Source organism: Rhodococcus sp. NCIMB 12038 (genome assembly GCF_002165735.1).
GTDB lineage: Bacteria > Actinomycetota > Actinomycetes > Mycobacteriales > Mycobacteriaceae > Rhodococcus_F.
Genome location: NZ_NHML01000020.1, coordinates 19,502 through 31,895, shown reverse-complemented (window position 1 = coordinate 31,895; position 12,394 = coordinate 19,502). Strand labels below are relative to the sequence as shown.

General features: G+C 68.8%; 13 protein-coding genes. 9 read left to right on the top strand and 4 right to left on the bottom strand.

What is annotated here, in order from left to right:
• The first annotated feature begins 8 nt into the window (after positions 1–8).
• From CA951_RS27540 to CA951_RS27500, 9 genes are all read left to right on the top strand, one after another.
• Positions 9–800: an enoyl-CoA hydratase-related protein gene (locus tag CA951_RS27540; protein WP_087559857.1), complete on the top strand. Its 792-nt coding sequence runs from the start codon at positions 9–11 to the stop codon at positions 798–800.
• Between the two features lie 86 nt (positions 801–886).
• A complete protein-coding gene (paaA, locus tag CA951_RS27535; protein WP_087559856.1) occupies positions 887–1,840 on the top strand; it encodes a 1,2-phenylacetyl-CoA epoxidase subunit PaaA in 954 nt (317 codons plus the stop codon).
• On the top strand, positions 1,837–2,142 hold the full coding sequence (gene paaB / locus CA951_RS27530) for a 1,2-phenylacetyl-CoA epoxidase subunit PaaB (RefSeq protein WP_073362060.1): 306 nt from the start codon (positions 1,837–1,839) through the stop codon (positions 2,140–2,142). Before paaA ends, paaB begins: the two co-directional genes overlap by 4 nt.
• A gap of 49 nt (positions 2,143–2,191) precedes the next feature.
• Positions 2,192–3,109, top strand: coding sequence for a 1,2-phenylacetyl-CoA epoxidase subunit PaaC (paaC, locus tag CA951_RS27525; protein ID WP_087559855.1), 918 nt, complete (start codon positions 2,192–2,194; stop codon positions 3,107–3,109).
• 1 nt (position 3,110) lies between these two features.
• Positions 3,111–3,620: a 1,2-phenylacetyl-CoA epoxidase subunit PaaD gene (paaD, locus tag CA951_RS27520; RefSeq protein ID WP_087559854.1), complete on the top strand. Its 510-nt coding sequence runs from the start codon at positions 3,111–3,113 to the stop codon at positions 3,618–3,620.
• 2 nt (positions 3,621–3,622) lie between these two features.
• The gene (paaE, locus tag CA951_RS27515; RefSeq protein WP_087559853.1) at positions 3,623–4,720 is read left to right on the top strand and encodes a 1,2-phenylacetyl-CoA epoxidase subunit PaaE; all 1,098 of its coding nucleotides are present in this window, start codon (positions 3,623–3,625) and stop codon (positions 4,718–4,720) included.
• Positions 4,721–4,752: 32 nt separating this feature from the next.
• On the top strand, positions 4,753–6,051 hold the full coding sequence (gene paaK, locus CA951_RS27510) for a phenylacetate--CoA ligase PaaK (protein WP_087559852.1): 1,299 nt from the start codon (positions 4,753–4,755) through the stop codon (positions 6,049–6,051).
• A gap of 11 nt (positions 6,052–6,062) precedes the next feature.
• Positions 6,063–7,025, top strand: coding sequence for a helix-turn-helix domain-containing protein (locus CA951_RS27505; protein ID WP_087559851.1), 963 nt, complete (start codon positions 6,063–6,065; stop codon positions 7,023–7,025).
• An 86-nt stretch (positions 7,026–7,111) separates the two neighbouring features.
• Positions 7,112–8,518 carry an amidase gene (locus tag CA951_RS27500; protein WP_256974101.1) on the top strand — a complete coding sequence of 469 codons (1,407 nt, stop codon included), beginning with the start codon at positions 7,112–7,114 and terminating at the stop codon, positions 8,516–8,518.
• Between the two features lie 18 nt (positions 8,519–8,536).
• Here the strand turns inward: CA951_RS27500 and CA951_RS27495 are convergent, their stop codons facing one another.
• From CA951_RS27495 to CA951_RS27480, 4 genes are read right to left on the bottom strand one after another with little or no spacing between them, the layout of a single operon-like run.
• Entirely contained in the window at positions 8,537–9,814 is a 1,278-nt protein-coding gene (locus tag CA951_RS27495) for an amidase (protein ID WP_087559849.1), read from the bottom strand.
• Positions 9,811–11,361, bottom strand: coding sequence for a cation acetate symporter (locus CA951_RS27490; RefSeq protein ID WP_087559848.1), 1,551 nt, complete (start codon positions 11,359–11,361; stop codon positions 9,811–9,813). The genes CA951_RS27495 and CA951_RS27490 overlap by 4 nt, the downstream gene beginning before the upstream one ends.
• 6 nt (positions 11,362–11,367) lie before the next feature.
• The gene (locus tag CA951_RS27485) at positions 11,368–11,661 is read right to left on the bottom strand and encodes a DUF485 domain-containing protein (RefSeq protein WP_087559847.1); all 294 of its coding nucleotides are present in this window, start codon (positions 11,659–11,661) and stop codon (positions 11,368–11,370) included.
• A gap of 2 nt (positions 11,662–11,663) precedes the next feature.
• Positions 11,664–12,257, bottom strand: a complete 594-nt coding sequence (locus CA951_RS27480) for a flavin reductase (protein WP_087559846.1) — start codon at positions 12,255–12,257, stop codon at positions 11,664–11,666.
• Positions 12,258–12,394: the final 137 nt, after the last annotated feature.

Below are 12,394 nucleotides of genomic sequence, written 5' to 3'. Positions count from 1 at the left end.
GCATTCTCATGAGCAGTAACGACGTGATCGGACTTTCCGTAGAAGCGGGACTGGCCACCATCACCCTGAGCCGGGCGGGCGCGTCCAACGCGCTGGACCGTGCGGTGAAGGAACAGTTGCTCGCCGCGGTCGAGAAGGTGGCCGGCGACGACAGTGTGCGTGCCTTGCTGCTGGCGGCGGAGGGGAAGAACTTCTGTGTCGGCCAGGACCTGGCCGAGCACGTGGCCGGACTCGAGGCCGATCCCGCGCACGCCATGGACACCGTCGCCGAGCACTACAACCCGCTGCTCCGGGCCCTGGCCGGGGTCCGGGTGCCGGTGGTCGTTGCGATCAACGGGGCGTGTGTCGGGGCGGGTCTCGGCATCGCCCTCGCCGGGGACATCCGGATCGCGGGGGAGGGCGCCAAGTTCGCCACCGCGTTCACCGGCATCGCCCTGGCCGGGGACTCCGGCCTCAGTCACACGCTCGTCGAGGCGCTCGGGGCGAGCCGTGCGACGGGGTTGATGATGCTCGGCGACCGGTTCACCGCGGCGCAGGCGCTGGACTGGGGGCTGGTGCACCGGGTGGTGCCCGACGCCGAACTCGGGGAGGCGGCCGCCGCGCTGGCGCGGCAGCTCGCCGACGGCCCCACGGCCGCGTATGCGCAGGTCAAGTCGCTGGTCTCGGCGGCGTCCACCGGGCTGTCAGAAGCGCTCGAGCGGGAGCGTGAGGCCGCGGAGGCGCTCGGACAGTCGAAGGATCACCGCAGTGCGGTCGACGCGTTCCTCGCGAAACGCACGCCCACCTTCGAAGGACACTGACGTAATTCGGCTCCCGCCCTTGTGTGGGCGGGGGCTGACATGCATACTTGATACCAACCGATCATTCGGTAATAGAGGTAGGACATATGACCACGTCACACGCTTCCGATGAGCTGCAAACGCTCTTCGACGACACCATCGCAGCCGACCAGAGGGTCGAGCCCCGGGACTGGATGCCCGACGGCTACCGCAAGACGCTGATCCGGCAGATCGCGCAGCACGCGCACTCGGAGATCATCGGCATGCAGCCGGAGGGCAACTGGCTCACCCGCGCGCCGTCGCTGCGTCGCAAGGCGATCCTCATGGCGAAGGTCCAGGACGAGGCCGGGCACGGCCTGTACCTGTACTCGGCCGCCGAGACACTCGGAGCCGACCGCGCCGACCTCACCGAGAAGCTGATCGAGGGCAAGCAGAAGTACTCCTCGATCTTCAACTACCCGACGCTCACCTACGCCGACGTGGGCGTCATCGGCTGGCTGGTCGACGGCGCCGCGATCTGCAACCAGGTGCCGTTGTGCCGCAGCTCCTTCGGGCCGTACGCCCGCGCGATGATCCGGGTCTGCAAGGAGGAGTCGTTCCACCAGCGGCAGGGCTTCGAACTGCTGATGACGATGATGCGCGGCAGCGACGCCCAGCGGGAGATGGTGCAGGAGTCGGTGAACCGGTGGTGGTGGCCGGCGCTGATGATGTTCGGACCGCCGGACGACCAGTCGCCGAACTCCGAGCAGTCCATGAAGTGGCGCATCAAGCGGCACACCAACGACGAACTCCGCCAGAGGTTCGTCGACATGTCCATCCCGCAGGCCGAGGTCCTCGGCGTGACGTTCCCGGATCCGGACCTGAAGTGGAATGCCGAACGCGGCGCCCACGACTTCGGGGAACCCGACTGGAGCGAATTCATGCAGGTGATCAAGGGCAACGGCGCCTCGAGCGTCGAGCGCGTCGCCAACCGGCGGGCAGCACACGAGAACGGGGCGTGGGTGCGGGAGGCCGCAACGGCCTTCGCCCGCCGCGAGAGCAACAAGGAGAACGCACGATGAGCACGGACGACACCGCGGTGCGCGCGGACTGGCCCCTGTACGAGGTGTTCCTGCGGGGCAAGCGCGGACTCAACCACGTCCACGTCGGATCCCTGCACGCCGCGGACGACGAGATGGCCGTCCGCCACGCGCGGGACGTCTACACCCGCCGCAACGAGGGTGTGAGCATCTGGGTGGTGCGGTCCAGTGCGATCGTGGCGTCCAGCCCGTCGGAGAAGGACCCGTTCTTCGCGCCGAGCGGCGACAAGGTGTACCGGCACCCCACGTTCTACGAGATCCCCGACAACGTTCCCCACATGTGATCCGGCCCAGACCGTTTCGCAGGCCGACGAGAATTCCGAGGATGTACCGATGACCGACCACGACAACGCCTACGACGGCCTCGTCGACGAAGACAGCCACGGCCAGTGGGCTTTCGGCACCAGCTTCGACGACCCCCTGGCCGGCGTCGACACCACGGTTCCGGGTGACGTCGACCTCGCCGCACTGGCCGGATACTGCCTGATGCTCGGCGACGACGCGCTGATCAGTTCGCAGCGGCTCGCCGAGTGGAGCACGCGCGCACCGGAACTCGAAGAAGAGGTGGCGCTCGCGAACGTCGGCCTCGACCTGCTCGGTCAGGCGCGACTGCTGCTCGCCCGGGCGGCCGCCGCGGACGCGTCGGTGGTGCCGTTCATTTCGGACACGAGCCCGATTCCCGCCGAAGACGCGCTCGCGTTCTTCCGCGACGAGAACCGGTTCCGCAACACCCGTCTCACCGAACTCGACAACGGCGACTTCGCGCAGACCGTCACGCGACTGCTGGTCTTCGCCACGTGGCGGCTGGCCCTGTTCGACCGCCTGCGCACCTCCCGCGACCCCGTTCTCGCGGCGGTCGCCGTGAAGGGCGTCAAGGAACTCACCTACCACCGCGACTACGCCGCCCGGTGGGTGGTGACGCTCGGTTGCGGTACGGCGGAGTCGAAGTCGCGCATGGGGGACGCCCTCGCCCGGGTGTGGCCGTACGTCGACGAACTCTTCACCCCGACCACCGAAGAACTCGCCCTCGCGGGCGTGGGTGTCGGCGTCGACCCGCGGGACCTTCGCGAGGAATTCGACACCGTGCTCGCTCAGGTGCTGAAGGCCGCGGAGCTCACCGCCCCCACGGGCCGGACCGTCGGCACCGTCGGTGGCCGGGCCGGACGCCAGGGCCTGCACACCGAGGCCCTCGGACTGCTGCTCGCCGAGATGCAGAGCGTGGCCCGGGCCCATCCGGAAGGAGTGTGGTGACATGACCACCGCAGTGCGCAGCGACGCCCGCCGCCTCGCCGAGTCCGTCCTGGACCCGGAGATGCCGATGCTCACGCTCGCCGATCTGGGAGTGCTCCGCGACGTCGAGGAGCACGCCGACGGATCGGTGGTCGTCACCATCACCCCCACCTACTCCGGGTGCCCCGCAATGGCCACGATGCGCGACGACATCGAGCACACCCTGCAGGACGCCGGCTTCGGCAGCGTCGAGGTCCGGACCGTCCTCACGCCGCCGTGGAGCACCGATTGGATCAGCGACGACGGCCGGCGCAAGCTGCGCGAGAACGGCTACTCGACGCCGGGGCCCGCGCCTCTGCGGACGTCCGGTCCCGTCCCGCTGACCCTCACCGTCAAGCCGCGGGCCGTCACGTGCCCGGTGTGCCACTCCGCCAACACCCGTCTCGACTCGGAATTCGGGGCGACGCTGTGCAAGGCCCTGTACCGGTGCCTCGACTGCCTCGAACCCTTCGATCACGTGAAGGAAATCTGATCATGACCACTGCGGTGTCCCCGAAGCCCGGTGCGGCGTTGCGCAACAGGGCATTCCACACGCTCACCGTCGCCGACGTCGAATCCCTCTGCGACGACGCGGTCGCGGTCACGTTCGACGTCCCCGCCGACCTCGCCGACGAGTTCGCGTTCGGCCCCGGCCAGTCGCTCACCCTGCGGCGCACGATCGACGGCGTCGAGCACCGCCGCTCGTACTCCATCTGTGCGCCTGCCGGTTCCGCGCCGCGGGTCGGTGTGCGCGAGGTGTCCGACGGCCTGTTCTCGACGTGGCTCGTCCGCGACGTCCGGCCCGGCGACCGGATCGAGGTGCAGGGCCCGAGCGGATCGTTCGTCGCCGACCCCGATGCCGGCGGTCGGCACGTGCTGATCGCCGCCGGATCGGGCATCACCCCGATGCTGTCGATCGCCGCGTCGATGCTCGCCAACCCCGAGGCCGAAGTCGTTCTCCTGTACGGAAACCGGCGCACCCGCTCGGTGATGTTCGCCGAGGAGATCGCGGACCTCAAGGACATGTACGGGTCGCGTTTCGACGTGGTGCACGTCCTGTCCCGCGAGCCCCGCGAGGTGGAACTGTTCACCGGGCGCCTCGACGCCGACCGGTTGCGTGCCCTGTTCACGTCCATCGTGCCGCTCGCCGACATCGACCACTTCTGGCTGTGCGGCCCATTCGGGATGGTCACCGACGCCGAGACGGTTCTCGGTGAACTGCAGATCGACAAGAGTCGCGTGCACCACGAACTGTTCTTCGTCGACGACGTCCCGCCGCCGATGGAGAAGCACCGCGAACCCGGTGTCACCGGACCGAGCAGCGAGGTGACCCTCGTCCTGGACGGCCGCTCGACCACGGCGACGCTGCCGCGGGACGAGTCGATCCTCGACGCCGCCGAGAAGTACCGCTCCGACCTTCCGTTCGCCTGCAAGGGCGGCGTCTGCGGAACGTGCCGCGCGAAGATCACGTGCGGTGACGTGGACATGCGACGCAACTACGCGCTCGAGGACTACGAGGTCGACTCCGGCTTCGTGCTGACGTGCCAGACCTTCCCGGTCAGCGACGACGTGACCGTCGATTTCGACGCCTGACCTTACCCAGCCCGCCCACCCCGGAGACTAGAATGACCAGTATCGCCACCCCCTCGCAGGACATCGAGTTCGCCACGCGCGACCGGATCTCGACGCTGCAACTCGAACGTCTGCAGTGGTCACTTCTCCACGCGTACAACAACGTTCCGCATTACCGGAAGGCGTTCGACGACGCGGGCGTTCACCCGAGCGACCTGAAGGACCTGTCCGATCTCGCGAAGTTCCCGTTCACCGCGAAGGCGGACCTGCGGGCCAACTACCCGTTCGGGATGTTCGCGGTGCCGCAGGAGAAGGTCTCCCGCATCCACGCCTCGTCCGGAACCACGGGCCGCCCGACGGTGGTCGGGTACACCGCCAACGACATCAGCAACTGGGCCGACCTGATCGCCCGGAGTCTGCGGGCCGGTGGCGTGAAGCCGTCCGACAAGGTGCACGTCGCGTACGGGTACGGCCTGTTCACGGGCGGCCTCGGCGCGCACTACGGCGCCGAACGGCTGGGCTGCACGGTGATCCCGATGTCCGGGGGCATGACCGACCGCCAGATCCAGCTGATCGAGGACTTCGAACCCGACGCGATCATGGTGACCCCGTCGTACATGCTCACGATCGTTGACGCGATGATCAAGAAGGGCATCGACCCGTCGAAGACGTCGCTACGGACCGGGGTGTTCGGGGCGGAGCCGTGGACCGAGGAGATGCGCACCGAACTCGAGAAGCAGCTGAACATGGACGCCGTGGACATCTACGGACTGTCCGAGGTGATGGGCCCCGGTGTGGCGATGGAATGCGTCGACACCAAGGACGGCCTGCACATCTGGGAAGACCACTTCTACCCGGAGATCATCGACCCGGTCACCGGAGAGGTGCTGCCCGACGGCGAGGAGGGCGAACTCGTCTTCACCTCGCTCACCAAGGAGGCCATGCCGATCATCCGTTACCGCACCCGCGACCTCACCCGGTTGCTGCCGGGCACGGCACGGTCGGTGCGGCGGATGCAGAAGGTCACCGGGCGCACCGACGACATGATCATCCTGCGCGGAGTGAATCTGTTCCCCACCCAGATCGAGGAACTGATCCTCACCGTCTCCGCGCTGGCCCCGCAGTTCCAGTGCATCCTCGACCGCCCCGGTAGGATGGACGAACTGACCGTACGAGTCGAAGCCCGCCCCGATGCGTCCGCCACCGATCATCCCCGTTCCGCCGCCGAACTCCAGAAGCTGGTCAAGAACCGCATCGGAGTGAGCGTGAAGGTGGATGTGGTGGCCCCCGGCGCACTGGAGCGGTCGCTCGGCAAGGCACGGCGACTGATCGACAACCGCTCCGCTCTGTGAGGTGATCGAAGGTGCGTCTCGGTGGTGAACACGCGCGTGACGACGACGGGCAGTTCGAGCACTGGCGGCAGGCCGTCTCCACGGCGTTCGTCCCGCTCGCCGTGGTGTCCACCGCCGAGGACGGCGAGACCAGGTTCACCGGGACCCTGCGCAGCACCGCGCTGGGCGGGTTGCAGCTGAGCGAGGTCGGGGGACGGGCGGTGGACGTCCGGCGGACCCGCACGTCCATCAAGCGATCCGACCCCGGCCTGGTGAAGGTGGGTCTGCAACTGTCGGGCCGCGGCGTCATCGTCCAGGACGACCGTGAGGCCGTGCTCGGGCCCGGCGATTTCGCGGTCTACGACACCAGCAAGCCGTACGACCTGCACTTCGCCGGCGACTTCAGCATGTTCGTGCTCATGTTTCCCCGCGAAATGCTGCGCATCGCCTCGCGGGAACTGGGCACCGCGTCGGCGCGCCGCATCCGCGGCAGCAGCGGGATGGGCGCGCTCGTCTCGCCGTTCCTGACCAACCTCCACCACTCCGTCGTGACCGGCACGATGCCGACGACCCCCCTCGTCGAGGACGCCGTCGTCGACCTGCTCAGTGCGGCGGTGCAGTCGGAGGCACCCGCCGACGCCACCGCTCCCGGCGCGACACTGCTGCTCCGGGTGAAGTCGTTCATCGACGCACACCTGCACGACCCCGCACTCGACACCGCCACGGTGGCATCCCACCACCACGTGTCGACGCGGCACCTGCAGAAGATGTTCGAGGCGGACGGGCACACGGTGGCCGGGTGGATCCGTCACCGCCGGCTCGAGAAGAGCCGCCGCGATCTCAAGGACGCGCGCTTCCGCGGCGACAGCATCGGAACCATCTGTGCCCGGTACGGTCTCGTCAACTCTTCGCACTTCTCACGGCTGTTCAAGGACACGTACGGGGTATCGCCGCGAGCGTTCCGCGAACAGGAACTCCTGCCGATCAGCGTGTGAGGTCGGCGCAAAATTCGGTCGCGCGCCGCGGCCCCGCAGGTCACACTGGATCGGTCGTCGCGACCTGAGGAGTGGGACCGCTGGAATTGCACGAATACGCCCGGCTCGACGCCGTCGGTCTGCGTGCGCTGATCCGCGCGGGCGACGTCACGGCGGCGGAGGTCGAATCCGTTGCGCGAACGGCGATCGCACAGGCGGACGCCGACCTCGGCGCACTGACCCTGCCGCCCTTCGATCCGGCGCTGGATCACCGACCCGACGGCCTGCTGGCGGGGGTGCCGTTCGTCGTCAAGGACAGCGGCCCGTTCGCGAAGGGTGTGCCGTTCACCCTCGGCAGCCGCAGCATCCGCGGCGCCGTCGCCGCTGTGGATCACGAACTGATGTCCAGGTTCCGGGCCGCCGGCCTCGTGGCGCTCGGTCAGACCACCGCACCCGAATTCGGGCTGAACTTCGCGACGGAACCGGTGCGGTACGGGCCGACGCGCAATCCGTGGGCGCTCGATCGCGGCACCGGCGGGTCCAGCGGTGGCTCCGCGGCGCTCGTCGCCGCCGGGGCGGTTCCGCTGGCGCACGGCAACGACGGCGCCGGGTCGCTGCGGGTGCCTGCCTCGTGCTGCGGGCTCGTCGGTCTGAAACCGAGCCGCGGCCGAATCCCCTGCGGCCCACTGGTCGGTGAGGCCGGGTTCGGGCACATCTACGAGTTCGCCCTCACCCGGACGGTCCGCGACACGGCCCATCTGCTGGACGCCGTCGCGGCCCCGCCGATCGGTGAAAAGTACACCGCCCCGGCGCAGTCCGGTCGCTACGGCGACGCGATGCACGCCGATCCCGGCCGGCTGCGGGTGGCCCTGACGGCCGAGCCGTGGGGCGGAGGTCCGGTCGACCCGCAGGTGTCGGCGGCCACGGTCGCCGCCGGCAAGACCCTCGAATGGATCGGCCACACCGTGACCGAGACTTGCCCGCAGTTCGACGCGGAGGATGTCGTCGAGGCGTCGACCCTCACCGCCGTCGCCACCGGTGCGGCGATCCTCCGCGCCCCGCGAAGACCCGATCCTGCTCTGCTCGAGGCGGTCTCGCGGGCGGTGCTGCAGGAGACCCAGGCGTTCACGGCTCTCGACGTCGCGGCCGCACTCGACGCGCAGCACCGGGTGACCCGTGCCATCGGGCTGTTCTTCACCCGATTCGACCTGCTGGTGACCCCGACCGTCGCGTGGCTGCCGGTGCTGCACGGCACCCTCGACTACGACGACCCCGGGCACAGTGTGCGCTCGTGGCTGCGCCGGATCTTCGAGTTCGGTCCGTTCACCGCCGCGTTCAACGTGTCCGGAAACCCCGCGATCAGCGTGCCGCTCGCGCTGAGCCGTGAGGGCCTCCCCATCGGGATCCAACTCGTCGCGGCCACCGGCAGGGAAGATCTGCTGCTGCAGGTGGCCGCGCAGTTGGAGCAGGCGGCGCCGTGGAGGGATCGCCAACCGTCGATCTTCGTCGGCTGACGCCGCCCGTGCGCGGTGTCAGAGCACGGATTCCAGCCACGCCGCCGTCTCGAACAGGCGTTGCTCGGCGCCGGGGCGCCCGATCAGCTGCAATCCGAGGGGCAGGCCCGCGCTGTCGCGCTTGCCGGGGATCGTGACCACGGGCAGGCCCATCGCCTGCCACGGTCGGCTCAGCACCGGCGTCCCCGTCGCGTCGTGACCGCGGGGAGCGCCGCCGAGCGCCGCGGGTCCGAGGACGGCCTCGTCCTCGTCCAGCGACGCGAGCAGCAACCGTCGGGTCTCGGCGATTCCGGACAGGGCGGCACGGTACTGCGCCTCGGTGGTCTGGGCTCCCGCGGCGAACAATTCGGCGAGGGGTGCACTGATCTCGCCTGGCTGCGCCGCCTCGGCGACGCGTTCCCGGGCCGCGTCGTACGCCATCACCGTGTGGTGGTGTTCCGTCAGCGCCACGACGGCCGCGGCGGCGTCGACCTCCCGGCACCGGACACCCGCGGACTGCGCGGCACCCGCGGTGGTCCTGAGCGCCGCCGTCATGTCCGGGGACACCTCGCCGAGTTCGAACCCACTCCACAGGCGGAGCCGGCGCGGCGCGGAAGGCTCGAGAGCGGGCGCCCGGGTGCCGTCGCGCAGCGCCGTCCACGCGAAGTGGAGATCGGACACGGTGCGTGCCAGCAGCCCGACCGTGTCGAGTCGGGGACTCAATCCGGTGATGCCGGCGGTCGGGAGTTCGCCGTGGGCGGTGACGAAACCCGCGACTCCGCAGAACGACGCGGGCCGGGTCAGCGATCCCGCGGTCTGCGTGCCGAACGCCAGCGGCACCATGCCCGCGGCCACCGCTGCCGCCGAACCGCTCGACGACCCGCCGGGGGTGTGGTCCACGGCGCGCGGATTGCGGGTCGGGCCGGGCTTGAAGTACCCGAACTCGGTGGTTACAGTCTTGCCGACCGGGAGCGCACCGAGAGCACGCGCACGGGCCACACAGTCGGCGTCCGTCGACGCCGTTTCCGCGCTCCGCAGCTCACTGCCGCAGCGCGTCGGCATACCGGCGACGTCGATCAGATCCTTGACGCCGACGGGAATACCCCACAGCACGCCGCCGGGGTCGCTGGACTGGATCCGGGCGGCCGCAGACCGCACCGCGTCGGGATCGAGGTGGGCCCAGGCGTGGATTGCCGGGTCCAGGTCCGCGATCCGCGCGAGCGCCGCCTCCGCCACGTCGATCGGTGTCGTTCCGCCCGACGACAGTTGCTCGGTCAGGTCCCGGAGTGGGCCGGGAGACTGCACTTCCGTCTTCATTGCATCGCCGCCATCGTGTCGTCGTTCTTCGTCTCGGTCTGTCCGGTGAGCGCCCGGGTGCGCATCACCGAGAAGAGGCGGTCGGCCTGTGCCTTGGTCTCCCCGGACGGCGCCGACAGCAGCGCGACGACGACGGACACCGCCAGCGAGAGGGGCGCCACGGCGAGTGCCGGGTTCGAGAATCCGAGGATGGAGTCCGGCCCCTGGACGACGGGGCTGAGCAGGATGACGGTGATCGACAGCGCCAGCCCGACGACGATGCCGGAGATGACGGCACGGGCCGTCATGCGCTTCCAGTACATGGTCAGCAGCAGGGCAGGCAGGTTCGCGCATGCGGCGATGGACATTCCCAGCGACGCGAGGAACGCGACGTTCTGCTTCTGCGCCGCGAACGCGATGGCGACACCGATGACGCAGGTCGCCACGGTCGCCACCCGGGCCGCGCGGTGCTGAGCCTTCGCCGACACCGATCCGTTGCAAATCACCTGCCCGTACAGATCGTGTGCGATCGCACCCGACGTCGCGATCACCAGGCCGGACAGCGCGGCCAGAATGGTCACGAACGCCACGGCCGCGACGAACGCCAGCAGCACGCCGCCGCCGACGGTTTCCGCGAGCTGCGCGACCGCGAGGTTGCCGCCGCGGTTCTCGGACTTGATCACCTCGACCCCGACCAGCTTGGCGGCGCCGTAACCGAGCACGGGAACGAGCAGGTAGAACGCGAAGAAGATCCAGATCGCTGTGTAGGCGGACGTTCTCGCCTGCTTCGCGTTCGGGACGGTGAGGAATCGGATCATGACGTGCGGCAGGCCGAGCACGCCGAGAACGAGTCCGACGGTCTGCGACAACTGGTCGAACGACGCCGCGCCCGACGTCCGCTGCGGTGCGACGAACGACTGACCGAATTCGGCGAGCGCGGTGCTGAACGGGCCGAAGGGGTTGAAATCGAAGCGCACCAGCACGAGAACGAACAGCACGACGGCGCACACCATGAGCAGACCGGTCTTGATGATCTGGATCCAGCTGGTGGCGAGCATGCCACCGACGAGCGTGTATGCGGTGGTGAGTGTTCCGATGATCAGCACGGCCACCGCGTAGTCGAGGTCGAACAGCAGCGACACGAGCAGTGCGGCGCCGACCAGCTGCGACACGAGGTAGACCACGCTGATCACCACCGTGCTGAGCGCCATCATCGAGCGCACGTCCTTGCCGGGAAAGCGGGTGGCGAGGACATCCGCCAGGGTGAAGCGGCCGAGGTTGCGCAGCGGCTCGGCGATCAGCAGCATCGCGAGAACGAACGCGACGGGCACGAAGACCGCGAGATAGAACCCGTTGAAACCGGTCAGGGCGATCGCACCGGTGACACCGAGAAACGAGGCGGCAGAGATGAAGTCGCCGGCGATCGCGACACCGTTCTGGCGACCGGTGAGGCTGCCGCCCGCGACGTAGTGATCGGCCGCCGACTTGTTCCGCTTGGACGCCCACGCGGTGATCATCAGGGTGACGGCGACGAGCGCCGCGAAGAGTGACGCAGAGACGAGGTTCACGGCGCGTTATCCTTTCGCCAGGGAGGCGGTTCGAGCGTCGAGTTCGGCGGCACGCGCCATGTAATACCGGGCCACGACGATGGCGACGGCGAATTGCGCGACGGCGTAGAGCCACGCCACGGTGACGCCGCTGAACACGACGCCGTCCAGCAACGAGGTAAACCCGCCGAGAATCGGCAGTGGCAGGAACAGGGCGAGGACCAGGGCGCTGAGACGAAACGTCAGGGCGGCGCGGGTATCTGCGAGCTCCTGCAGGTCGAGGTCCTGGGGGAGGCGTTCGGGCGGTGACGAGGTGTCCATGTCTATCTACCTCCGGCTGCGGCGGGAACGAGGGCGGGTGTCACGGTGATCGGATCGGACCACTCGTCGTAGAACAACCAGTCGGGAGACTCGACCGGGACCGACAAACGGTGGAACTTGCGCTGGAAGTAGACGAGGCTGTCGCCCTGTTCGCGCGTCCGGACGCGGTCGAGTTCGATGAACATCACCGAATGCGATCCCATTGTCTTGACGTCGGCGATCCGGCCCGCGAGCACCACATGGGCGGCGCGCAGGATCGGGACACCGTCGCCGGTGTCCTCCTCCCAGATGTCCCACTGGAAGCGGTCCGCCATCGCCACCTTCGTCGCGCCCGCGAAATGCATGGCCAGTTCTTCGTCGTCGCCGGACAGCACGTTGATGCCGACTCGGCCGTTCTCCCGGAACACGTTGTGCATCGCGCTGTTCTGGTTCACGCACACGAGCGCCGTGGGCGGGGAGTCGGTGACCGAGCAGACGGCGGTGACGGTCATTCCGCAGCGCCCGGCGGGGCCGTCGGTCGTCACGACGTTGACCGCGGCTGGCAGATTCGCCATGGCGGTGCGGAAGTTCAATTGCATGGGAGTGAGTTCGGGCATTTTCAGCCTCCGTGAGTCGGAACGGGAATTCGTGTCACCACGTGGCGCCGGCGATCCTGAAGAAAAGGATATGACGCGCTCGTGCGCTGGAACATTGGCGGCGACGCTACTTTCTCGCAGTAAGTCGCGTACCCGGG

What these genes read in the sequence shown, in the direction of transcription:
- CA951_RS27540 (WP_087559857.1), top strand. Translation starts at nt 9, where the DNA reads ATGAGCAGTAACGACGTGATCGGACTTTCCGTAGAAGCGGGACTGGCC.
- paaA (WP_087559856.1), top strand. Translation starts at nt 887, where the DNA reads ATGACCACGTCACACGCTTCCGATGAGCTGCAAACGCTCTTCGACGAC.
- CA951_RS27480 (WP_087559846.1), bottom strand. Translation starts at nt 12,257, where the DNA reads ATGCCCGAACTCACTCCCATGCAATTGAACTTCCGCACCGCCATGGCG.
- paaD (WP_087559854.1), top strand. Translation starts at nt 3,111, where the DNA reads ATGACCACCGCAGTGCGCAGCGACGCCCGCCGCCTCGCCGAGTCCGTC.
- paaC (WP_087559855.1), top strand. Translation starts at nt 2,192, where the DNA reads ATGACCGACCACGACAACGCCTACGACGGCCTCGTCGACGAAGACAGC.
- paaE (WP_087559853.1), top strand. Translation starts at nt 3,623, where the DNA reads ATGACCACTGCGGTGTCCCCGAAGCCCGGTGCGGCGTTGCGCAACAGG.
- CA951_RS27485 (WP_087559847.1), bottom strand. Translation starts at nt 11,661, where the DNA reads ATGGACACCTCGTCACCGCCCGAACGCCTCCCCCAGGACCTCGACCTG.
- paaK (WP_087559852.1), top strand. Translation starts at nt 4,753, where the DNA reads ATGACCAGTATCGCCACCCCCTCGCAGGACATCGAGTTCGCCACGCGC.
- CA951_RS27495 (WP_087559849.1), bottom strand. Translation starts at nt 9,814, where the DNA reads ATGAAGACGGAAGTGCAGTCTCCCGGCCCACTCCGGGACCTGACCGAG.
- paaB (WP_073362060.1), top strand. Translation starts at nt 1,837, where the DNA reads ATGAGCACGGACGACACCGCGGTGCGCGCGGACTGGCCCCTGTACGAG.